Source organism: Croceicoccus hydrothermalis, from assembly GCF_022378335.1.
Lineage (GTDB): Bacteria > Pseudomonadota > Alphaproteobacteria > Sphingomonadales > Sphingomonadaceae > Croceicoccus > Croceicoccus hydrothermalis.
Map to the genome: position 1 here is coordinate 380562 of NZ_JAIQCI010000003.1, position 23982 is coordinate 404543.

A 23982-nucleotide genomic window follows, 5' to 3' on the forward strand; every position below is an offset into this window, starting at 1 on the left:
CGGACCTTACTGTGCGTCCTGCGCATCCTCGTTCATCGCGGCGGTCAGGTCGTCGGCGGCCATGGCGGCATCGTCGGCGACGGCTTCGGCGGCGGGGGTTTCGACCGTTTCGGGGGTCTCGCGCGGTTCGGGGCCGGCCATGTCGTCGGCCATCGCGGGATTGACGGCGGGATCCTCGCCCATGCCGGGCTCCATCATGACCTCGTCGGCGGGCATCTCGACATTGTCGGCCTCGGCAGGCGCGTCGGCATCGTCGGTCGATCCGCAGGCGGACAGGGCGAAGCTTGCTACGCCGGCGAAAAGAACAAGTTTCTTCATGGGTTCGATCCTTCACGGATAGGGGGTTGTGACGCAATTCCCCTAATGCGCGCGCTGAGTCTCCGCAATCGTTGCAAACATATAAAGCTTCCTTTATATGATGACGCCATGACCATCGGCGATCTTCTTCGCGCACTCGACGATCCGACGCGGCTGCGGCTGCTGCGGCTGTTGTCGCGCATGGAGCTTGCGGTGGGCGAGCTGGCCGAGGTGCTGGATCAAAGCCAGCCGCGCATTTCGCGCCATGTCCGCATATTGACCGAGGCCGGCCTCGCCGAAAAGCGCAAGGAGGGAAGCTGGGTCTTCTTGCGCAGCCGCCTGCACGATCCGCTCGATGCGGCGCGCGGCGAATCGGCGGCGATGCGCGCGGCGGCGGACCGGCTCCTCGCCGCGGCGGAGCGCGAGGATAGCGCGTTTGCCGCCGAATGCGCAGCCGACCGCCAACGCCTCGACACGATCCGCACCGCGCGCGAGGCCAGCGCCGCCCGCTATTTCGAGCGTCATGCCGAGGAATGGGATTCGCTGCGCAGCCTGCACATTGCGGAACGGGAGGTGGAGGCGGAACTCGCCCGCTTGCTGCGCGTCGGCGCCAGGGACGATGCCGCATCCGGCGACGGGGCGAGCCTGGGCGAATTGCTCGACGTCGGCACGGGCACCGGGCGCATGGCCGAATTGTTCGCGCCCGCCGCCGCCCATGTCGCAGGCATCGACAAGAGCCCGGAGATGCTGCGCCTCGCCCGGACGCGGCTGCAAAATCTTTCCCCGGCGCGACTGACCCTGCTGCAGGGGGATTTTCGCGCGCTGCCTTTTCCCGATGCGCGGTTCGACACGGTCTTGTTCCATCTCGTCCTGCATTATGCGCAAGCGCCGGAGGATGTCCTGGCCGAGGCGGCGCGCGTCACCCGGCCCGGCGGGCGTATCGCCATCGTCGATTTCGCCGCCCACCGGCACGAGGAATTGCGCGAAAGCCATGCCCATGCCCGGCTCGGCTTTACGGATACGCAGATGCACCAGCTCTTGACGCATGCGGGCTATACCCCTGCGGCCGACAGTACCCTTCCGGGCAAGGAGCTCACCGTCCGCATCTGGACGGGGCTTCGCGATGATATGCCCCTGATGACCCCGACCTCCGATTTTTCAGCGAAGGCCATGTCCCGATGACCGATCCCGTTTCCGCATCCCCTGCCGATTGCATCACCGCCGATGGCGTGCCCCTGTTCGCCAGCCTGCCCGGCGATATTGGCGTGTCCTTCGAATTCTTTCCCCCGAAGAGCGAGAAGATGGAGGCGCAGCTGTGGGACGCGGTGGAAAAGCTGGCCCCGCTGACGCCCGAATTCGTGTCGGTCACCTATGGCGCGGGCGGATCGACGCGCGAACGTACCCATGCGACGGTCGAACGCATCATCCGGGAGGCGCGCATCCCCGCCGCCGCGCATCTGACCTGCGTGGAGGCGAGCAAGGACGACATTCGCCGCGTCGCCGAACAATATTGGGAGGCGGGCGTGCGTCATATCGTCGCGCTGCGCGGTGATCCGACGACGCCGGGCGGGCGGTTCGAACCGCATCCCGGCGGCTATGCCGGCGCGGCCGATCTCGTCGCCGGATTGAAGGCCATCGCCCCGTTCGAGATTTCGGTCGCCGCCTACCCCGAGACCCATCCCGAGGCGCAGAGTGCGCAAAGCGATATCGACAATCTGAAGCGCAAGCTGGACGCCGGCGCCGACCGGGCGATCACGCAATTCTTCTTCCGGCCCGAATGCTTCCTCGATTTCCGGGACCGGCTCGCGGCGGACGGCGTCGATGCGCCGCTGGTCCCCGGCATATTGCCGGTGTCGAACGTGGCGCAGACGCGCAAGTTCGCCGCGCAGTGCGGGGCGCAGATCCCGGCGTGGATGGACGGATTGTTCGAAGGGCTGGACGAACGGCCCGGCGCGCGCAAGCTGGTCGCCGCGACGCTGGCGGCGGAATTCTGCCGCAGGCTTTACGCAGGCGGCGTGCGCGATTTCCATTTCTACACCTTGAACCGTGCGGACCTGTCCTACTCCATCTGCCACCTGCTGGGCCGCCGCCCGGTCGCTGCCGAGCAGGAGGAGCAGGCCGCATGAGCATCACCCCCTCCGCCGCCCGTAAAAGCTTCGAGGCCGAGGCGGCCAAGCGTATCCTCATCACCGACGGCGCCTTCGGCACGCAGATTCAGAACCGCAAGCTGGTCGAGGCGGATTACATGGGCGATCTCGCCCTCGCGAAGGATGCGAAGGGCAATAACGACATCCTCGCCCTCACCCGCCCCGACGTGCCCGAATCGATCCACCGCGCCTATTTCGAGGCGGGCGCCGACATCGCCTGCACCAACACGTTCAGCGCGAACACCATCAGCCAGGCCGATTACGCGGCGGAACACCTCGTCGACGAAATCAACCGGCAAAGCGCGATGCTGGCCCGCCGGGTCGCGGACGAATTCGCCGCCGCCGACGGACGCCCTCGTTTCGTCGCCGGCGCGATCGGCCCGACGAACAAGACATTGTCCCTGTCGCCCGACGTCAACGACCCCGGTTTTCGGGAGATCGATTTCGACTATCTCACCGCTGTCTACGCGCAGCAGGTCGAGGCACTGATCGACGGGAATGCGGATTTCATCCTGATCGAGACGATCTTCGACACGTTGAACGCCAAGGCCGGGATCATGGCCGTGCGCGAGGTGGAGCGGAAACTTAGCCGCGAAATCCCGATCATGCTGTCGATGACGCTGACCGATCTTTCGGGGCGCAATCTTTCGGGCCATACGGTGGAGGCGTTCTGGTACGCGGTGCGCCATGCCCGGCCGCTCACCGTCGGGCTGAATTGCAGCTTTGGCGCGACGCAGCTTCGCCCGCATGTGAAGACATTGTCGCAGATCGCCGATACGCTCATCATGGTCTATCCCAATGCGGGCCTGCCGAACGAGCTTGGCGAATATGACGAGATGCCCGACACGACCGCCGCCCTCGTCCGCGAATGGGCGGATGGCGGGCAGGTGAACGTGCTGGGCGGGTGTTGCGGGTCCAGTCCCGAGCATATCGCCGCCATGGCGAAGGCGGTTGCAGGCCTGACGCCGCGCACACGCCCCACGCCCGAAACGAAAATGCGGCTTGCGGGCCTCCAACCCTTTGTGATGGCCGGTTGAGCCACGAGCGGAAAACACATGTCAAACAGCAATAGCGCGCGTTTCGTCAACATTGGCGAGCGCACCAATGTCACAGGCTCGGCCCGGTTCAAGAAGCTGATCATGGCGGGCGATTATCCCGCCGCGGTCGAGGTCGCGCGCAGCCAGGTCGAAAACGGCGCGCAGGTGATCGACGTCAACATGGACGAAGGCCTGCTCGACGCGGTGGAGGCGATGACCACCTTCCTCAAACTGATCGCGGCGGAACCCGACATCGCGCGCGTGCCGATCATGGTCGACAGCTCCAAGTTCGAGGTGATCGAGGCCGGGCTGAAATGCGTATCCGGCAAGCCCATCGTCAATTCCATCTCGATGAAGGAAGGCGAGGAGGCGTTTCTCGCCCATGCGCGCATCTGTATGGATTATGGCGCGGCGGTCGTCGTCATGGCGTTCGACGAGAAAGGCCAGGCCGATACGAAGGCGCGCAAGGTCGAAATCTGCAAGCGCGCCTATGCCCTGCTGACCGGGATCGGTTTCCCGGCGGAGGACATCATTTTCGATCCCAACGTGTTTGCCGTCGCGACAGGGATCGAGGAGCATGACAATTACGGCGTCGATTTCATCGAGGCGACCCGCGAGATCGTCGCCGCCTGCCCACATGTGCACATCAGCGGTGGATTGTCGAACCTCTCCTTCAGCTTTCGCGGGAACGAGACGGTGCGCCGAGCGATGCACTCGGTCTTCCTCTATCACGCGATCCCCGCGGGCATGGACATGGCGATCGTCAATGCGGGCCAGCTCGACGTCTATGACCAGATCGACCCCGTCCTGCGCGAGGCGTGCGAGGATGTGATCCTCAACCGCCCGGCCCGGGGTGAGGAAACGCCGACCGAGCGGCTGATCGCGCTCGCCGAAAGCTACAAGGGCAAATCGCCCGAGGCGGAGAAGCAGGCGGCGGAATGGCGCGGCTGGCCGGTGGCGAAACGGCTCGAACATGCGCTGGTCAAGGGGATCGACGCACATATCGTCGACGATACGGAGGAAATGCGTAGCTCCACCGCCGAGGCCGGCGGCCGCCCGATCGAGGTGATCGAGGGGCCGTTGATGGACGGCATGAACGTCGTCGGCGATCTGTTCGGCAGCGGCAAGATGTTCCTGCCCCAGGTCGTCAAATCGGCCCGCGTGATGAAGAAGGCGGTCGCCCATCTCATCCCTTTTATCGAGGCGGAGAAGGAAGAAGGCGCCAAGGCGAAGGGCCGCATCATCATGGCGACGGTGAAGGGCGACGTGCACGATATCGGCAAGAATATCGTCGGCGTGGTCCTGCAATGCAACGGCTACGAAGTGATCGACATGGGCGTCATGGTGCCCTGGCCCGACATCATCGCCAGGGCGCAGGAAACCGGCGCGGACATGATCGGGCTGTCGGGCCTCATCACCCCCTCGCTGGACGAGATGGTGACGGTGGCGGAGGAGATGCAGCGGGCCGAAATGACCATGCCGCTGCTGATCGGCGGGGCGACGACGAGCAAGGTGCATACCGCATTGCGCATCGACAATGCCTATGACGGGCCGGTGATCCACGTGCTCGACGCCAGCCGCGCGGTCGGCGTCGCATCGCAGCTTCTGTCCGATACGCAGCGCGATCCCTTTGTCAAAAAGACCGCGGACGATTACGAGGCGGTGCGCGTGACCCGCGCCAACAAGGGGCAGAGCGCGCTCCTCCCCATTGCCGAGGCACGCGCCAACGGATTTGCCGCCGACATGGGGCAAAAGCCGCCCGCGCCGGCAAGGCCCGGCCTCCACGTGTTCGACAATTGGGACCTGTCCGACCTGATCGAAACGTTCGACTGGACCCCGTTCTTTCGCGCATGGGAGCTGGCCGGCAATTTCCCCGCCATTCTGGAGGACGAGATCGTCGGCGACAGCGCCAGCGCGCTGTATGACGATGCGCAGGCCATGCTGCGCCGCATTGTCGAGGAAGGCTGGCTCACCGCGCGGGGGGTGTGCAATATCTGGCCCTGCCGCCGCGATGGCGACGATGTGCTGCTCGACGATGGCACGCGCCTCCCGTTCCTGCGCCAACAGGTGAAGAAGTCGCAAGGGCCGGGTGGCAAGGGCCGGGCGAATTTCTGCCTCGCCGATTTCATTGCCGAGGATGGCGATTTTATCGGCGGTTTCGCGGTCGGTATCCACGGGATCGACGAACATTCCGCCCGGTTCAAGGCGGCCCATGACGATTATTCCGACATTCTCCTGAAAGCGCTGGCCGACCGGTTTGCCGAGGCGTTTGCCGAACGGCTGCATCAACATGTCCGCACGACGCTCTGGGGCTATGCGACGGGTGAGCAGTTCACGAACGAGGCGCTGATCAAGGAGCAATATCGCGGCATCCGTCCCGCGCCCGGCTATCCCGCCTGTCCGGACCATAGCCTGAAGCCGATATTATTCGACCTTCTGAATGCGCAGGAAAATGCCGGCATCACTTTGACCGAAAGCCAGGCGATGTTGCCGACATCGGCCGTGTCGGGGTTCTACTTCGCCCATCCCGAGAGCCAGTATTTCGGCGTCGCCCGCGTCGGCCCGGATCAGCTTGAAGACTATGCGCGGCGGCGCGGCGTCGATATGGAGACCGCGACACGCTGGCTGCGCCCCAATCTGGACTGAACCCATTGCCGCATACGATTGACGATGCCCTTGCCCGATTGAAGGACGTCTTCGGCTTTTCCGCGTTTCGCGGACGGCAGGAGGCGGTGGTGTCGCGCGTCCTGTCCGGGCAATCGACGCTGGCCGTGATGCCGACGGGCGCGGGCAAGTCGCTGACCTATCAATTGCCCGCGATGATGCTGGAGGGCACATGCGTGGTGGTGAGCCCGCTCATCGCGCTGATGCACGATCAGCTGCGCAGCGCCGAAGCGGTCGGCATTCGGGCCGCCACGCTGACCAGCGCGGATGACAATCGCGCCGAAACCATCGCGCGGTTTCGCGATGGTGCGCTCGACCTGCTTTACGTCGCGCCCGAACGTGCGAGCCAGCCCTATTTCCGTGACATGCTGCGCAGCGCACGCGTGTGCCTCTTCGCCATTGACGAGGCGCATTGCGTATCGGAATGGGGCCATGATTTCCGGCCCGATTACCGCTTGCTGCGCCCGTTGCTGAACGAATTCGGCGATGTGCCGCGGCTTGCGCTGACCGCGACGGCGGACGAACACACGCAGGAGGATATTCTCGCCCAGCTCGGCATTGCCGAGGATGGCATGATCGTCGCCGGCTTCGACCGGCCCAACATCCGCTATCACATTACGCCGCGCGACAGCCTGACGCGCCAGTTGCAGCAATTGCTGAACGCGGAGCCGGGACCGGGCATCGTCTATGCACCGACCCGCGCCGCGACCGAACGGCTGGCGCAATCGTTGGCCACGCCGGGGCGCGAGGTGCGCGCCTATCACGCCGGCATGCCGCCCGAGGTGCGCAGCCGCAATCAGGCCGCCTTCGTCGCGTCGGAAAACATGGTGATGTGCGCGACCGTCGCGTTCGGCATGGGCATCGACAAGCCCGACGTGCGCTTCGTCGCCCATGCCGGTCTTCCCAAGAGCATCGAGGGATATTACCAGGAAACCGGCCGCGCAGGGCGCGACGGCGATCCGTCCACCGCGCATCTGTTCTGGGGCGCCGACGATTTCGCCCGCGCCAATCAACGCATCATGGAGGTCGACGAAACCCGCCGGCAAAGCGAGCGGGCGCGGCTGTCGGCCCTGGGCGCGCTGGTCGAAACGGGGGGATGCCGCCGCGCGATCTTGCTGCGCCATTTCGGTGAAAACCCGGCGCAGCATTGCGGCAATTGCGACAATTGCCTGAACCCGCCCAAGTCGGTCGATGCGACGGTCACGGCACAGAAATACCTGTCCGCCGTGGCGCGCACGCGGCAAATGTATGGCGGCGGCTATATCGAAAGCGTACTCACCGGACAGTCCAGCGACCGCAGCCGCCAGAACGCGCATGACAGCCTTTCGGTCTTCGGCATTGTCGAGGGGGAGGAAGCCGCGCTCCTGAAACCCGTACAGCGCGCGTTGCAGGTGCGCGGCGCGTTGCTGCCGACCGAGCATGGCGGGCTGATGCTCGGCCCCGATGCAAGGCCGTTTTTGAAAGGGGAGCAGACGCTCGAAATCGTGCTGCCGCCCAAACGGGAGCGGGGCCGCCGGGCGCGCGGCGCAGGGCAGGCGTTGAACCCGGTGGGCGATCCGCTGTTCGACGAATTGCGCACGCTCCGCCGCGAACTGGCCGAGGAGGCAGGCGTGCCGCCTTATGTGGTGTTCCACGATTCGGTGCTGCGCGACATGGCCGGGTTGAAACCCGCCAACCGGGGCGAACTGTCGCAATTGCCGGGCGTGGGTGCGAAAAAGCTCGACGCCTATGGCACCGCCTTTCTCAACGTGATCCGCCGGTTCCAGTAAACCGGCCTAGCGCAGCAGGTGCCCCGTCCGGTCGCGCTTCGTATCGAGATAGCGGGCATTGTGCGGATTGGCGGGCAACTGGTGCGGCACGCGTTCGGTGACGGTGACGCCGACCTCCTCCAATGCCGCGACCTTCGCCGGATTGTTCGTCATCAAGCGCACCGCATCGACGTTCAGCAGGTGCAGCATGCGCGCCGCGACCGGAAAATCGCGGGCCTCCGTCGGCAGGCCCAGCCGGTTGTTCGCATCGACCGTATCGAACCCCTGATCCTGGAGCCGATAGGCGCGCAGCTTGTTGATCAGCCCGATGCCGCGCCCTTCCTGCCGCAGGTAGAGCAGTATGCCCCAGCCGCCCTTTTCCGCCTCCTCCGCCATGGCGGCCAGCGACGCATCGAGCTGCGGCCCGCAATCGCATTTCAGGCTTCCGAGCACATCGCCGGTCAGGCATTCGGAATGCAGCCGGACGAGCGGTAAGCGCCCGTCCCCCTGCCGCCCGATGACGAGTGCGACATGTTCGCGCAGGTCGTCCGGCGCGCGAAAGGCCACGATCTCGGCATGGTCCGCCGCCTCGGTCGGCAAGGCGGCGCGGGCCTGCACGGTGAGCCGGGCGCTGTCCTGAAACTGCACGAGATCGGCGAGCGACACGGGCACGGCCTCGTCACACAGGTCTTCGCCCGGGATCGCGGGATCCACCATGAAAGCCGGCAGCAAGCCCGCGATCCGCGCCAGCGTCATCGCCGCGACCGCGATCTCCTCCCAATCCAGAGGCTGCGCCCGAAACGGACCGGCCAGCGGATTGGCGAGGTCGCGCGCCGGGTCGGCCAGCTCGCGCGCATCGCGCAGCGCGAACGGTTCCGCCGCGCGGATGAGCGCGGGCGCATCGGGCGCCGCCGCGTCCTTCTGATTCGCGAGTTTCAACGTGACCGCCCGCGCCGCAGAGATCAGCAGCAGCCGGGAGGTCGCCCCTGCATCATAGCCGGTTTCGGCCGGCAGCAGCGTGACCCTGTCCTCGATCCGGATCGGCCAGCCGTGGCGCAATGCGTCGATCGCCTGCCCCGCCCGCCGGGATGACGCGGTGCCGTTCATGGTTCAGGCTCTCACAATTCGAAGCGGGTGACGAGCGGGATATGATCCGACGGCCGTTCCCAGTCCCGGCAGGCCAGGTGGACCTCGTGCCCGGTCGCCTGCTTCGCCAGTTCGGGGGACGCCCACATATGGTCGAGCCGCCGGCCCCGGTTCGATTTTTTCCAGTCGCGATTGCGATAGGACCACCAGCTGTAGCTTTTTTCATCGTGCGGCACATGCTCGCGCCCGATGTCGACCCATCCATGCGCATCCTTGAACCGGGCCAGCGCCTCGCGCTCGACCGGGGTGTGCGACACGACCTTCTGCAGCGACTTGCTGCTCCACACGTCATGTTCCAGCGGTGCGATATTGAAATCGCCGACGATCATGCTCGGCCGATCGACCGTTTCGGCCCAGCGCGCCATGCGTTCGAGGAAATCGAGCTTCTGCCCGAACTTGTCGTTCACCGCCCGGTCGGGGACATCCCCGCCCGCCGGGATATAGACATTTTCGAGCAGCATCCCCTTTGCCGCGCCGCCGACCTCCACGCCGAGATGGCGCGCCTCGCCATTGTCCTGCCAGTCGTGGCGCGACAATTCGCGCAAGGGCAGGCGGCTGATCGTGGCGACGCCGTGATAGCCCTTCTGACCATGCACGGCACGGTGGGTATAGCCCAATTCCTCGAACGGGGCATGGGGGAAGAGATTCTCGGCGACCTTGATCTCCTGAAGACACAGCACGTCGGGCTGCTCTTCCTTCAGGAAACGGGTGACCTGGTCGATGCGAAGGCGCACCGAATTGATGTTCCATGTGGCGATCTTTACCATGCGCACGGCCATAGGGCGGTCGCGCGCAATGTCCAGTTCACAGGACCGCACAATGACGGGAAACAGCAAAAAACCCTCGTCCCGGGGGCAATGGGACGAGGGTTCCTTTTCGCGTTCGTCACGCTTTGCCAAGACGATCCGGCGGACCTGGGCAACAGGGGGGAAACCCGGTGGACCGCCCGTCTTGTCTTTGCCGTTCTAGGGGGAATTCGCTGTCGGATTGCTGAACAAAAATTCCGATCTTTTCGGCCCGGCGCCAGCGAGACACGGATTGTCGCCGTTTCCGGACCTATTTTTAACGGCCCCGGCGCGCGGCGGGGGTGACGTCCTTGTACCGGAACATCGAATCGCTAACCGCCATGCCGTAACGGTGATTGTCGAGAAACACCTTCGTCACGTTGTTCTGCGCATCGACCGCGACCCAGCTGGCGAGCTCCATGCCGCCCGGCGCGCCCGACTTCTTGCGAAAGATCAGCGTGATCGCGCCATATTCGGGGTGCTTGGGATCCTTCACCTTGACGCTGGTGACGTTGGGATTGCCGCTCGGCATGATCTGCCCGTAACGCGCGACATCCTTGCCGGGATCGAGCAGCGCGCCAAGCGGGCTGTTGGCGACGGGCCACACCTGCTTCTGGCGAACTTCGTAGTCGAGCATGGTCAGACGCGACCCGTCCGACACGATCAGCATGGGGACGCCCTTCTGATACTGAAACCGGATCTTGCCCGGACGTTTCAGGGTCATCGTCCCGCCGACGCTCTGTCCGCCGCGGCCCACCTGCGTGAAATCGGCCTGCATCGTCTGTATCGCGCGCAGGGCCGACACCGCCCGGTCGAGATCGCCGGTCGCGGCGACCGCGGGGGTCACGGCAACCGTGGCAGGCACCGAAAGCATGAGAGCGCCCGCACCCATGGCACGAGCGATCCCGGAGAGTTTTGTTTTCATGGTCATCATATCGGTCTTTTCACATTGCGGCATTGAACGCGCCGTGAACCGAAAACCATGCAGAGGACATGCGTTCCCGCAACTATTGCGGGAAAGCCGCGATCACTTGATCTTGGCTTCCTTGAACTCGACATGCTTGCGCACGACCGGGTCATACTTACGCTGAACCATCTTTTCGGTCATGTTGCGCGGGTTTTTCTTCGTGACGTAGAAAAAGCCGGTGTCGGCGGTGGAAACCAGCCGGATCTTGACGGTTGCGGGCTTCGCCATGGCGCTATCCTAAAAATTGCTTCGCGCGCCGGTCGGCCCGGATACGCTCAGTTTCGGTCTTCGATAAATGCCCCGCCATCCGATTCGCGTCGGATAAAGCAGGCGAGGCGGCACTGTATCTCAGCGCCGCCCCGAATGCCTGCGCCTTTGCGGCAGGCCGGTCGATAAGTCAAGCTTTGGTAAGGCTCAACGCCCGCGGCGCAGCAGCCAGGTCAGCAATCCGCCGATCACGGCCACCCCGCCAAGCCCGCCGTAAAGCGCGCCCTTGCGCTGTGTCCGCAATTCGGCGAGCGCCGATTCGTCGAGGAAAAAGCCGCCGCCCGACCCGCGAATCACGCCCTGCGCACGCAGCCGGTCGAAACGGTCCGCCTCGACCGGGTCGGCCGGCACGATATCGACGGCGGTGGCAGGGTTGGTGGCGCCCATCGAGCGAAACCGTCCGACGACGACATCTTCCATGTCGCGCTTGCCGGTGGCGATCTGGGCGGGGGTAGTGGTCATGGGAAAGGCTCCGGGGCAAATAGGGAGATGGGCTTTGTCTCTATAGCGCGGGCGCGGTGTTTCGGTTCCTGATCCACCCGCGCCGGATGGCGCGGCTCAGCCGGCTCACGCCGGATGGTGGCGAAAGATGCACACCGTCGACAACAGCACCAGCGCCCCGACCACGGCCAGAAGCAGGGTCGCCGCGGTCAACCGCGTGACGATGTCCGGCCCGGCGAACAGCAGCGCGGGAATCAATGCACCCGATACGCCCACCATCATGTTGAGGGCGGCGTCCTGCTTGGCGCCGGTGCGCACGACGATGCTGGCGAGCCAGCCGAGAATGGCACCGACGATGATCACGATTATGATACCCATCGTCGTTTCTTTCGATTGTACGTTCGTCTCCTACAACCGGGCAAGGCGCGCCATGGTTCCTGCGGGTGTGCTCCAACCCACAAAAAACGCCGTCCGGCGCGAACCGGACGGCGTTTGCAAATGTCCGCCAAAGGGCGCGCACGTTTGACGACGCGCGCGCCCAACCGCGGATTACCAGATGCGGATGCGCTCCTCCGGCGCCAGATAAAGGTCATCCTCCGCCGTAACGCCGAACGCCTCGTACCATTCGTCGAAATTGCGGACGATGCCGTTCACCCGGTACTGATTCGGCGAGTGCGGGTCGGTGGCCATGCGGGTGCGGGCCGCTTCCTCCCGCATCAACGTGCGCCACACCTGCGCCCAGGCGAGGAAGAACCGCTGATCCCCGGTGAGCCCGTCGATGACCGGCGCGTCCTTTCCGCCCAGCGACATCTTGTACGCGCGATAGGCAAGGCTCAGCCCGCCCAGATCGCCGATATTCTCGCCCAGCGTCAGGCTCCCGTTCACGCAGGTTTCGCCATCGTCGAACGGGCAGAACGCATTGTACTGCTCGGTAAGCGAGGAGGTCAGCGCCTCGAAATTGGCGAGATCCTTCTCGGTCCACCAGTTGCGCAGCACGCCCTCACCATCCGACTTTGCGCCCTGATCGTCGAAGCCATGGCCCATTTCGTGGCCGATGACCGCGCCGATCGCGCCATAGTTCACCGCATCGGCGGCCCCCGCGTTGAAGAACGGCGGCTGCAGGATGGCGGCGGGGAACACGATTTCGTTCATGGTGGGGTTGTAATAGGCGTTCACCGTCTGCGGCGTCATGTGCCATTCGCCGCGATCGACCGGCTGCCCCAGCTTCGACACCATGTCGTTCCAGTGCCAGCGATCCGACGCCATCGCATTGGCAAATGCATCGCCCTTCACGATGTCCATGCCGTCATAGGTCTCGAATTCGTCGGGGTAACCAATCTTGGGCGTGAAGGCGTTGAGCTTGGCCACCGCTTCCTTGCGCGTTTCGGCACCCATCCAGTCGAGATCTTCGAGATTGACGGCCATCGCCTTGCGCAGGTTGGCGACGAGCTGGTCCATGCTCGCCTTGTTTTCCGGCGGGAAATGGCGCGACACGAATTCCTTGCCGAGCGTCTCGCCCATCATCCCCTCGGTCGCGGACAGCGCGCGCTTCCACCGGGCCTGCTGCTCGGGCGTGCCCTGAAGCGTCTTGCCGTAGAATTCGAAGCTCGCATTGTCGATCGCCTCGGGAAGGACGGAGGCGCGATTGTCGATGAGATGGAGCGCGGCCCATGCCTGCAACGTCGCCATGTCGGTTTCGGACAGGATTTCGAGCTGCTGCTCCACCCCGCCGCCAAGTTTCGCCAGATCGGCATCGGTGAGACCGTATTGCGCGATTTCCTCCGCCGTGGGCGTCACGTGATAGACCCAGAACTGATCCGTGTCGATGCCCGATGCATCCAGCATCGCGGCCAGCGGCGCATCGCCCGCCAGCGCCATCAACTCGTCGCGCGACAGGCGGTTATAGGTCAGGTTGCGGTTGCGCGACAACGCATTGTTCCAGTCCGCCATCGCGAACCGGCGTTCCAGCGCATAGACCGCATCGGCGGTGGCGCCGGGGTCCGCATAGCCAAGCTGGCTTGCGAGGAAGGTCAGATATTCGCGATATTTCGCCCGGATTTCGAGGTTCTTCTCGGTATCCTTGAGGTAGTAATCGCGATCGGGAAGCCCCTGCCCGCCCACGGCGAGGATGGGAATATACTGATCCGGGTTCTTGGAATCGGTCGTGACACCAAGGCCCAGCGGCGCGGGATAGCCCGGCGTCCCGAACAGCCGCATCAGCCCCGCAAGATCGCCCGCGCCATAGATCGCGTCGAGATAGGGGCGCGCAGGCGCCAGCCCCTTCGCATTGATCGTGTCGGTATCGAGATAGGCCGCATAGGCCGCCGCCACGCGCCCCTCCGGCGTGTCGAGCGAGCCGCCCTGCGCCGCCATGTCGGTGACGATCGTGCGCAGGTCCTTCTCCGCCTGCACGGCGAGCAGGTCGAACGAGCCGAAGCGCGAACGATCCGAGGGAATCGTGTTCGCCTGCATCCATTTGCGATTCATGTAGGCGTAGAAATCGTCGCCCGGATCGATGGTGGTGTCGATCTGGCTCGGGTCGATGCCCCAGCTGCCGAAATTCATCGTCGGCGTATCGTCGGCCGCCCCTTCGCCCGTCGCGGCATCCTGCATGACATGCGCGTGGGCGCCGTGGCCATTCGCATGGTCGTGGCCGTCGGTCCCGTGGGCAAACGCCGGCACATGCGCGGTCAGCGCGGCCGCGGCGGCGGACAGGGACAGTGCGAGTTTTGACATTCTCATGAAGATTCGATCCTCTTTCATCGGGCGAAAGCCCTGCGTTGCATTGGGCAAACGCCCTGTGCCGGACGCGGCGCATGATGCGCCGGCCGGCGAAATCCGGTTTCAAATGCTACCTTTAACAGGCGCGGAATGAAAGCCTGCTGAATTGCCGGTCTCAACTGTCGAATTGCAGGCCGGCAAGATGGGCGTAGAGCCCGCTCGACGCGCTGAGGCTGTCGTGCGTGCCTTCCTCGACGATGCGGCCCCCGTCCATGACGATGATGCGGTCGGCGGCGCGCACGGTGGCGAGCCGGTGCGCGATGACCAGCGTCGTGCGCCCCTGCATCAGCTCGTCCAGCGCGCCCTGCACCAGGCGCTCGCTCTCGGCATCGAGTGCGCTCGTCGCCTCGTCGAGGAGCAGGATCGGCGCATCGCGCAAAAGCGCGCGGGCAATCGCGATGCGCTGCCGCTGACCGCCGGACAGGCGCGCGCCGCCCTCGCCCAGCTGCGTGTCCAGCCCCTGCGGCAGAGCGGCGAGGAACTCCGCGGCATTGGCAGCCTCGACCGCGTCGGCAATCTCCGCATCGCTCGCATCCCAGCGGCCATAGCGCAGATTGTCGCGCGCGCTGGCGGCAAACAGCGTACTTTCCTGCGGGACCAGCGCGATGCGGCGGCGTACCTCCGCCGGGTTCGCACGGGTCAGCTCCACCCCGTCGACGCGCACGCTGCCTGCCTGCGGATCGTAGAAGCGCGCGACGAGCTGAAACAGGGTCGACTTGCCCGCGCCCGACGGGCCGACGATGGCGACCGTCTCGCCCGGCTCCACCACGAGCGAGAAATCCTCGAGCGCGGCGGCATCGGGCCGGGTGGGATAGCGGAAGGTCACGTCGCGAAACGCGATCGCTCCGCGCGGCGGATCGGGGAGCGCCTGCGGACGGGCGGGCGCGGCGATGGCGGGACGCGCGGCCAGCAATTCGCCCAGCCGCTGCGCCGCGCCCGCCGCGCGCAGAAGGTTGCCGTACACCTCGGTCAGCGAGCCGAACGCGCCCGCCACCAGCCCGGCGGTGATGACGAAGGCGGCGATGGTGCCGCCCGTAATGCGCCCCGCCGCCACGTCGGAGGCGCCCTTCCACATGAGCAGCGTCAGCGCGGTGAAGATGAGGAAGATCACGAGGCCGGTCATGATCGAACGGATGATGATGCGGCGGCGCGCGGTCTGGAAACTGCGGTCGACGGCGCCGGCAAAACGCGCGCGTTCGCGGTCTTCCTGGTTGAATCCCTGCACGATCTTCATCGCGCCCAGCACTTCGGACACCATGGCGCCGACATCGGCGATGCGGTCCTGGCTCGACCGGGAAAGATTGCGCACCCGCCGCCCGAACCACACGATCGGCACGATGACGATGGGGATGAGGATGAACAATCCCGCCGTCAGTTCCGGCGTCAGCGCGAACAGATAGATCGTGCCGCCCACCGCCATGAGCACGTTGCGCAGCGCGACCGATACGGTGCTGCCGACGACCTGCTCGATAATGGCGGTGTCCGACGTCATGCGCGACGAAATCTCGGCCGGGCTGTTTTCCTCGAAAAAGCTGGGCGGCAACGAGAGCAGATTGTCCTGCACCCGCACGCGCAGATCGGCGACGATCCGTTCGCCGAGCCACGACACGTAGTAAAAGCGCAATGCCGTGCCGATGGCCAGCACCACCACGATGACGAGCAGATATTCGAACCAGCGCGCAATGTCGCCATCGCCCGAAAAACCGCGGTCGATCACCAGCTTGAAACCCGAGGGGATAGCCAGTGTCGCCGCCGCCGTCACGCTCAGCGCGGCAATCGCGGCCGCGAGCCGGCCGGGATATTGCCGCGCCATGCCGAGCAGCAGCGAAAGCGGGGACAGAGTATCCGCCGGCGGACGTTCGTTCGATGGTGTGGAACCGCCACGCAGGCGCGAGGCCCTGGTCTTTGAGCTTGCCATGCCGCCCCCTAGCCCAAGCGGGAGGGCGGGTGAAGCCGTATGCGCGCCTTATTCTTTCGTTGCGCGCGGCGGCGCATCATCGCCGCGTCATCCCGGCACACTTGTATATATCCCTTGCGGGAGCCAAATGGACCGTGCTGCATTGCAATATCGAGAAGGCGCGCTGCTTTTCCCCGCGCCCTCGCCGCTTAATTTCAGGAGACTTTTACGGTGCTGTATCAATTCTACGAACTGCAACGCGCCTTTCTGTCCTCGGCGAGCGCGGCCGCGTCGGTCGCGGCGCAAATGCTCGGAAATCCGCGCAATCCCTGGGGGTATAACGGTTTCGGACCGTCCGCGGCCAGCGCGCTCGAGGTGTTTTCCCATGCCGCACGCTCACGCGGGAAACCGGAATTCGGCCTCGACACCGTGGAAGTGGACGGCAAGGACTATCCGGTCGTCGAATCGGACGTGCTGCACAAGCCGTTCGGCAATCTGAAGCAGTTCCGCCGCGAAGGGCTGCCCAAGGATGCGCCCAGACTTCTCATCGTCGCGCCGATGAGCGGGCACTACGCCACGCTGCTGCGCGGGACGGTCGAACGCATGATCGAAAGCGCCGAGGTGTATATCACCGACTGGACCGATGCGAAGCTCGTGCCATTGTCGGAGGGGCGCTTCGATCTCGACGATTATATCGACTATGTCATCGAATTCCTCGAACATATCGGGCCGGGCACCCATGTCATGGCCGTGTGTCAGCCTTCGGTCCCCGCCTTTGCCGCGACCGCGATCATGGCCAAGGACGGCAACCCCGCCCGCCCCGCCACGCTGACCATGATGGGCGGCCCCATCGACACCCGCGAAGGCGTGACCGAGGTGAACGAAATGGCGACGAAACGCCCGCTCGCCTGGTTCCGTCAGAATTTGATCGCGACCGTCCCGGCCCAGTATGCGGGCGCCGGACGCAAGGTCTATCCCGGCTTTCTTCAGCTTGCCGGCTTCATGTCGATGAACCTCGGCAACCACATCATGAGCCATTACGGCATGTTCAAGCATCTGGTGGCAGGCGACGGCGAAAGCGCCGATGCGACCAAGGATTTCTACGACGAATATCTGTCGGTGTGCGACATGACGGCGGAATTCTACATCTCGACCGTCGATGCCGTGTTTCAGGAACACCTGCTCCCGCGCGGCCTGCTTACCCATCGGGGCGAGCGAATCGATTTCGACGCGGTCACCGACACCGCCATCCTGTGCATCGAGGGCGAGCGCGACGACATTTCCGGCATCGGCCAGACGAAGGCCGCACTCGACATGGTGAACAACCTGCCGGAGGAAAAGCGCAAGTATCACATGCATCCCGGCGTCGGGCATTACGGCATCTTCAACGGCTCGAAATGGCGCGGCCAGATCGCGCCCATCGTCGAGGAGTGGATCGCCGCGAACGGACGTAAATCGCTGAAGGCGGTCGCCTGACGCCCGGCGATTCGCACGCGCGCCACCCGGCAGATCGTGCCGCATCTGCGAAAAATTTGCCGCAGATGCGTCGCGTCTTGCCGAAAAACCCGCGTCGGATAGTTGCAAAAACAGTTTCCTTTCGCCAAAGGGGGCTGAACGCGCAACTTTTCGCTGCCTTTCGAGGCGGGTCGGTTTGTTGCGCCTGATTTCCGGGCAATCAGGCCCGGGTTCCGACAGGATAGGTGACTATGGGTTTTCCGCCGGTTCAAGGCCTCTACGATTCGCGTAACGAACATGACGCATGTGGCGTGGGCTTCGTTGCTCATATCAAAGGCGAAAAATCGAACGCGATCATTAAACAGGGCCTGACCATTCTGGAAAACCTGGATCATCGCGGTGCGGTCGGGGCCGACCCGCTGCTGGGCGATGGCGCGGGTCTTCTAATCCAGATGCCCGATACGCTCTATCGCCGCTGGGCCGAGGGGGCGGGGCTGACGCTGCCGCCGCTCGGGCAATATGCGGTTGCGATGTGCTTCCTGCCGCGCGACGAGCCGTCCCGTGATTTCACCATCGCCAATTTCGAAAAGTTCATCGCGAAGGAAGGCCAGACGCTGATCGGCTGGCGCGATGTGCCCACCACGCTCGACGGGCTGGGCAAGACGGTGCTCGAGGAGATGCCGGTCATCCGGCAGTGCTTCATCGCGATGGGCGACAATTGCGCCGACCAGGACGCGTTCGAGCGCAAGCTGCTCACCATCCGCAAGCAGGCGCAGAACCCGCTCGCCGCGCTGGCGGAAAAGCATGACCTGCCCGGCCTGACCGAGCTTTACATGCCGAGCTTCTCGACCCGCACGGTGGTGTACAAGGGCCTGCTGCTCGCGAACCAGGTGGGTTCGTTCTACGACGATCTGCGCGATCCCGATTGCACGTCGGCACTCGCGCTCGTGCACCAGCGTTTCAGCACGAATACCTTCCCGAGCTGGCGGCTCGCCCAACCGTTCCGGTTCATCGCCCACAATGGCGAGATCAACACGGTGCGCGGCAACGTCAACTGGATGAATGCGCGCCGCCGCACCATGGAATCGGATTTGCTGGGCGCCGATCTCGACAAGATGTGGCCGATCATCCCGCATGGGCAATCGGACACCGCGTGCCTCGACAATGCGCTCGAACTGCTGCTGGCGGGCGGGTACAGCCTTGCCCATGCGATGATGATGCTCATCCCCGAGGCTTGGGCCAAGAACGAGGAAATGGACCCGGCACGCCGCGCGTTCTACGAGTATCACGCAGCGTTGATGGAGCCGTGGGACGGACCGGCCGCGGTCGCGTTCACCGACGGGCGGCAGATCGCCGGCACGCTCGACCGCAACGGGCTGCGCCCCGCGCGCTGGCTGGAGACGAAGGACAATCTCGTCTGCATGGCCTCGGAAAGCGGCGTGCTGCCGTTTGCCGAAGAGGACATCGTGCGCAAATGGCGGCTCCAGCCGGGCAAGATGCTGCTGATCGACCTCGAGGAAGGGCGCATCGTCGAGGATGAGGAGCTCAAGGCGCAGCTTTCGGCGGACGAGCCCTACGCCGAATGGCTGAACCGGTCGCAGTACAAGCTCAAGGACCTCGACGCGGTGGAGCCTGAGGCGGGCGATACCCTGCTCGACGACGAAAGCACGCTGCTCGACCGGCAGCAGGCCTTCGGCTACAGCCAGGAGGACGTGACCAAGTTCCTCGAGCCGATGCTCTCCACCGGCGAGGATCCGATCGGTTCGATGGGCACCGACACGCCCATCGCCGTCCTGTCGCAGCGTTCGCGTCTGCTCTACGATTATTTCAAGCAGAACTTCGCGCAGGTCACCAACCCGCCCATCGACCCGATCCGCGAGGAGCTGGTGATGAGCCTGGTGTCGATGATCGGCCCGCGCCCGAACCTGCTCGGCCACGATGCCGGCACGCACAAGCGGCTCGAAGTGACGCAGCCGATCCTGACCAATGCCGACGTCGCCAAGATCCGCTCGGTCGAGGAAGCGCTCGACGGCGCGTTCCGGACCGAGACGATCGACATCACCTGGGATGCCTCCACCGGTGCCGAGGGGCTGGAAATGGCGATCAAGGAAATGTGCTGGGCCGCGACCGAGGCGGTTTTGCAGGATCGCAACATCCTCATCCTGTCCGACCGGGCGCAGGGCAAGGACCGGATCGCCATGCCCGCATTGCTGGCGACGGCGGCGGTGCATCACCACCTCGTGCGACAGGGGCTGCGCATGCAGACGGGGCTCGTCGTGGAAACGGGCGAAGCGCGCGAAGTGCATCATTTCTGCGTGCTCGCAGGCTATGGCGCCGAGGCGGTGAACCCCTATCTCGCGTTCGAGACGCTCGAACAGATCCGCCGTGAAAACGACAGCCCGCTTTCGCGCGAGGAGGTCGAGAAGAACTACGTCAAGGCGATCGGCAAGGGCATTCGCAAGGTCATGTCCAAGATGGGCATCTCGACCTATCAATCCTATTGCGGGGCGCAGATCTTCGACGCGGTCGGCCTGTCGAGCGCGTTCGTCGAGCGCTTCTTTACCGGCACCGCCACCACGATCGAGGGTGTCGGCCTGTCCGAAATCGCCACCGAAACCGTGCGCCGGCACGAGGCGGCCTATGGCGACGAGCAGATCTATTCGAATATGCTCGACGTCGGCGGGATCTACCAATATCGCGTCCGGGGCGAGGACCATGCATGGACCCCGTCGAACATTGCCGACCTGCAGCACGCGGTGCGCGGCAAGAATTTCGACACGTATGAACAATATGCCACATCGGTGAACGAGCAATCGGAACGGCTGCTCACCATTCGCGGATTGATGGACCTGAAAAAGGCCGACGGCGCCATCCCGATCGAGGAGGTCGAACCAGCCGCCGAAATCGTGAAGCGGTTCAGCACCGGCGCGATGAGCTACGGCTCCATCAGCTGGGAGGCGCATACCACGCTGGCGGTCGCGATGAACCGCATTGGCGGGCGTTCGAACACCGGCGAGGGGGGCGAGGAGCCTGCGCGTTTCAAGCCGCTCGACAATGGCGACACCATGCGCAGCCGGATCAAGCAGGTCGCATCGGGCCGGTTTGGCGTGACGACCGAATATCTCGTCAATTCCGACGATATCCAGATCAAGATGGCGCAGGGTGCAAAGCCCGGCGAAGGTGGGCAATTGCCCGGCCACAAGGTCGACAAGACCATTGCCAAGGTGCGCCATTCGACGCCGGGCGTGGGCCTGATCTCGCCGCCGCCGCATCATGACATCTATTCGATCGAGGATCTGGCACAGCTGATCCACGACCTGAAGAACGTGAATTCGGATGCGCGCATTTCGGTCAAGCTGGTGTCCGAGGTCGGCGTCGGCACGGTCGCCGCCGGCGTGTCGAAGGCGCGCGCGGACCATGTCACCATTTCGGGATACGAGGGCGGGACCGGCGCGTCGCCGCTGACGTCGCTGACCCATGCGGGCAGCCCGTGGGAAATCGGCCTTGCCGAGACGCAGCAGACGCTGCTCCTCAACAATCTGCGCAGCCGGATCGCGGTGCAGGTCGATGGCGGCCTGCGCACCGGGCGCGACGTTGCCATTGGCGCATTTCTCGGCGCGGACGAGTTCGGCTTTGCCACCGCCCCGCTGATCGCGGCGGGCTGCATCATGATGCGCAAGTGCCACCTCAACACCTGCCCGGTCGGCGTCGCGACGCAGAACCCCGAATTGCGCAAGCGTTTCGTGGGCACGCCCGAGCATGTCATCAATTACTTCTTCTTCGTGGCCGAGGAGCTGCGCAAGATCATGGCCGAGATGGGCTTCCGCACCGTCGAGGAAATGGTCGGCCGTGTCGATCGCATCGACATGAAGAAGGCGATCCGCCACTGGAAGGCGGATGGCGTCGACCTGTCGCGCCTGCTGCACGTGGTCGAACCGGCCGAAGGGACGAAGCTGTTCCAGACGGACGAACAGGATCACGGGCTCGATGCCGCGCTCGACCGCACGTTGATCCGCGACGCGGCCCCTGCGCTCGACCGGCAGGAGGCGGTGCAGATCTCGCGCGAGATTCGCAACGTCAACCGGACGACCGGCGCGATGCTGTCGGGCGAGATTGCAAAGAAGTACGGCCATGCCGGGCTTCCCGACAACACGATCCGCATCGATTTCACCGGCGTGGCCGGACAGAGCTTCGGCGCATGGCTGGCCCATGGCGTGACGATGCAGCTGACCGGCGATTGCAACGATTACGTCGGCAAGGGATTGTCGGGCGGGCGCCTGATCGTGAAGCAGCCCGATGGGTTGTCACGCGATCCGGGCGAGAACATCATCGTCGGCAACACCGTGCTGTATGGCGCGATCGCCGGCGAGGCGTTCTTCAACGGGGTGGCCGGCGAACGCTTTGCCGTGCGTAACTCCGGCGCCATCGCGGTGGTCGAGGGCACCGGCGATCATGGCTGCGAATATATGACCGGCGGCGTGGTCTGCGTGCTGGGCCGGACCGGGCGCAATTTCGCGGCCGGGATGAGCGGCGGCATCGCCTATGTCTATGACGAGGACGGACAGTTCGCGAAGCGGTGCAACACCGACATGGTCGACCTGCGCGAAATCGGGAGCGTGGGTCAGGACGACGACATGTCCGGCCACCGCCCGGAACAGCGCGGCCACGGGGTGGAGGATTTCGGCATGGGCGATCCGCTCTACCACGACGCCGAACGCATCCGCATCCTGCTCGAACGGCATCAGCTCCACACCGGAAGCCGCAAGGCCGCCGCATTGCTCGCCGATTTCGACACAACGCTGAAAAAGTTCGTGAAGATCATGCCGCTCGATTATGAAAACGCGTTGAAGATGCTGGAAGCCGAGGCCCAGCAGGCCGAAACGGTCGCGGCGGAATAAGGGAGCATTAGACATGGGCAAGGAAACAGGCTTCCTCGAACTCGACCGGCAGGACCGAAGCTATGCCGCACCCGAAGAGCGGTTGCAGCATTACAAGGAATTCACGATTCCGCACAGCGAGGGCGAGCTGAAAGGCCAGGCTTCGCGCTGCATGAATTGCGGGATTCCGTATTGTCACAACGGCTGTCCGGTGAACAACATCATCCCGGACTGGAACCATCTGGTCTATACCAACGAATGGCGCGAGGCGTTGATCAACCTCCATTCGACGAATAATTTTCCCGAGTTCACCGGCCGCATCTGCCCGGCCCCGTGCGAGGCGGCGTGCACGCTCAACATCACCGATGCGCCGGTTACGATCAAGTCGATCGAATGCGCCATCGTCGACAAGGGATGGGAAGAAGGCTGGATCACGCCGGAGCCGCCGAAACAGCGCACGGGCAAGACCGTCGCCGTCGTCGGCTCCGGCCCCGCCGGCATGGCCTGCGCACAGCAACTCGCCCGCGCGGGGCATTCCGTCACCCTGTTCGAGAAGAACGACCGGGTCGGCGGGCTGATGCGGTATGGCATTCCCGACTTCAAGATGGAGAAACACCTCATCAATCGCCGCGCCGGGCAGATGGAGGCCGAGGGCGTGCATTTCCGCACCTCGACCGAGGTGGGCGTCGATATCTCGATGAAGACGCTGAAGGAGAATTTCGATGCCATCGTCCTGTCGGGCGGGGCGGAGGAAGCGCGTCAGCTCGACATTACGGGCGCCGAAATGTCCGGCGTGCGGCTGGCGATGGAATTCCTGACGCAGCAGAACAAGCGCAACGCCGGCGACGATGAACAGCGCGCCGCCCCGCGCGGCACGCTGACCGCGACGGGCAAGCATGTCATCGTCATCGGCGGCGGCGATACGGGCTCCGACTGTGTCGGCACGTCCAACCGGCAGGGCGCGAAAAGCGTGACCCAGCTCGAAATCATGCCGCAGCCGCCGGAGAAGGAAGACAAGCTGCTGACCTGGCCGCACTGGCCGCTGAAAATGCGGACATCGTCGAGCCACGAGGAAGGGGTGGATCGCGATTTCTCCGTCCTGACCAAGCGTGTCGTCGGCGAAAACGGCACGGTCACAGGCCTCGAATGCGTGCGCCTCGAATGGGAAGGGCGCGAGATGAAGGAAGTCGAGGGCAGCAATTTCACGCTTCCCGCCGACCTCATCCTGCTTGCCATGGGCTTTACCGGCCCGCGCAAGACCGGGATGCTGGACCAAGCCGCGGTGGAGCATGACGCGCGCGGCAATGTGAAGGCGAACACAATCGATTACCGCACCAGCGACGAAAACGTCTGGGCATGCGGCGACATGCGCCGGGGGCAGAGCCTGGTCGTATGGGCCATTCGCGAAGGCCGCCAGTGCGCGCGCAGCGTGGACGAGGCGCTGATGGGGCGGACCGACCTGCCCCGGTAACG

Annotated in this window: 17 protein-coding genes; 8 read left to right on the top strand and 9 right to left on the bottom strand. The window is 64.6% G+C overall.

Annotation, left to right across the window (positions count from 1 at the left end):
* Positions 1 to 6: 6 nt before the first annotated feature.
* The gene (locus K4G67_RS03865; RefSeq protein WP_239805056.1) at positions 7 to 318 is read right to left on the bottom strand and encodes a hypothetical protein; all 312 of its coding nucleotides are present in this window, start codon (positions 316 to 318) and stop codon (positions 7 to 9) included.
* Positions 319 to 426: 108 nt separating this feature from the next.
* On the opposite strand from K4G67_RS03865, the gene K4G67_RS03870 reads away from it, so the two are divergent.
* Genes K4G67_RS03870 through recQ form a run of 5 tightly spaced genes read left to right on the top strand, consistent with a single transcriptional unit; the run spans position 427 to position 7914 of the window.
* Positions 427 to 1479 (top strand): ArsR/SmtB family transcription factor, encoded by a 1053-nt coding sequence (locus tag K4G67_RS03870; protein ID WP_239805057.1) that lies wholly within the window; start codon positions 427 to 429, stop codon positions 1477 to 1479.
* On the top strand, positions 1476 to 2423 hold the full coding sequence (metF, locus tag K4G67_RS03875) for a methylenetetrahydrofolate reductase [NAD(P)H] (RefSeq protein ID WP_239805058.1): 948 nt from the start codon (positions 1476 to 1478) through the stop codon (positions 2421 to 2423). The genes K4G67_RS03870 and metF overlap by 4 nt, the downstream gene beginning before the upstream one ends.
* The gene (locus K4G67_RS03880; protein ID WP_239805059.1) at positions 2420 to 3481 is read left to right on the top strand and encodes a homocysteine S-methyltransferase family protein; all 1062 of its coding nucleotides are present in this window, start codon (positions 2420 to 2422) and stop codon (positions 3479 to 3481) included. Before metF ends, K4G67_RS03880 begins: the two co-directional genes overlap by 4 nt.
* An 18-nt stretch (positions 3482 to 3499) precedes the next feature.
* Positions 3500 to 6127, top strand: a complete 2628-nt coding sequence (gene metH / locus K4G67_RS03885; protein WP_239805060.1) for a methionine synthase — start codon at positions 3500 to 3502, stop codon at positions 6125 to 6127.
* A 5-nt stretch (positions 6128 to 6132) separates the two neighbouring features.
* Positions 6133 to 7914: a DNA helicase RecQ gene (gene recQ, locus K4G67_RS03890; protein ID WP_239805061.1), complete on the top strand. Its 1782-nt coding sequence runs from the start codon at positions 6133 to 6135 to the stop codon at positions 7912 to 7914.
* 6 nt (positions 7915 to 7920) lie between these two features.
* Here the strand turns inward: recQ and ribA are convergent, their stop codons facing one another.
* The 8 genes from ribA to K4G67_RS03930 all read right to left on the bottom strand — a co-directional run bounded on the left by ribA (position 7921) and on the right by K4G67_RS03930 (position 16198).
* The gene (gene ribA, locus K4G67_RS03895) at positions 7921 to 9000 is read right to left on the bottom strand and encodes a GTP cyclohydrolase II (RefSeq protein ID WP_239805062.1); all 1080 of its coding nucleotides are present in this window, start codon (positions 8998 to 9000) and stop codon (positions 7921 to 7923) included.
* 11 nt (positions 9001 to 9011) lie between these two features.
* Positions 9012 to 9806, bottom strand: a complete 795-nt coding sequence (gene xth / locus K4G67_RS03900; RefSeq protein WP_239805063.1) for an exodeoxyribonuclease III — start codon at positions 9804 to 9806, stop codon at positions 9012 to 9014.
* Positions 9807 to 10101: 295 nt separating this feature from the next.
* The gene (locus K4G67_RS03905; protein WP_239805064.1) at positions 10102 to 10758 is read right to left on the bottom strand and encodes a LolA family protein; all 657 of its coding nucleotides are present in this window, start codon (positions 10756 to 10758) and stop codon (positions 10102 to 10104) included.
* A gap of 93 nt (positions 10759 to 10851) precedes the next feature.
* Complete coding sequence (gene rpmG / locus K4G67_RS03910) at positions 10852 to 11019, bottom strand: 50S ribosomal protein L33 (RefSeq protein ID WP_066764720.1); 168 nt, start codon at positions 11017 to 11019, stop codon at positions 10852 to 10854.
* A 186-nt stretch (positions 11020 to 11205) separates the two neighbouring features.
* Positions 11206 to 11520: a hypothetical protein gene (locus K4G67_RS03915; RefSeq protein WP_202082727.1), complete on the bottom strand. Its 315-nt coding sequence runs from the start codon at positions 11518 to 11520 to the stop codon at positions 11206 to 11208.
* Between the two features lie 105 nt (positions 11521 to 11625).
* Complete coding sequence (locus tag K4G67_RS03920) at positions 11626 to 11877, bottom strand: GlsB/YeaQ/YmgE family stress response membrane protein (protein WP_239805065.1); 252 nt, start codon at positions 11875 to 11877, stop codon at positions 11626 to 11628.
* Positions 11878 to 12048: 171 nt separating this feature from the next.
* Positions 12049 to 14235: a M13 family metallopeptidase gene (locus tag K4G67_RS03925; protein ID WP_239805066.1), complete on the bottom strand. Its 2187-nt coding sequence runs from the start codon at positions 14233 to 14235 to the stop codon at positions 12049 to 12051.
* A 160-nt stretch (positions 14236 to 14395) separates the two neighbouring features.
* Complete coding sequence (locus K4G67_RS03930; protein WP_275588715.1) at positions 14396 to 16198, bottom strand: ABC transporter transmembrane domain-containing protein; 1803 nt, start codon at positions 16196 to 16198, stop codon at positions 14396 to 14398.
* Positions 16199 to 16408: 210 nt separating this feature from the next.
* On the opposite strand from K4G67_RS03930, the gene K4G67_RS03935 reads away from it, so the two are divergent.
* From K4G67_RS03935 to K4G67_RS03945, 3 genes are all read left to right on the top strand, one after another.
* On the top strand, positions 16409 to 17653 hold the full coding sequence (locus K4G67_RS03935) for a polyhydroxyalkanoate depolymerase (RefSeq protein WP_239805067.1): 1245 nt from the start codon (positions 16409 to 16411) through the stop codon (positions 17651 to 17653).
* A 230-nt stretch (positions 17654 to 17883) separates the two neighbouring features.
* Positions 17884 to 22530, top strand: a complete 4647-nt coding sequence (gene gltB / locus K4G67_RS03940; RefSeq protein WP_239805068.1) for a glutamate synthase large subunit — start codon at positions 17884 to 17886, stop codon at positions 22528 to 22530.
* Positions 22531 to 22543: 13 nt separating this feature from the next.
* A complete protein-coding gene (locus tag K4G67_RS03945; protein WP_239805069.1) occupies positions 22544 to 23980 on the top strand; it encodes a glutamate synthase subunit beta in 1437 nt (478 codons plus the stop codon).
* Positions 23981 to 23982: the final 2 nt, after the last annotated feature.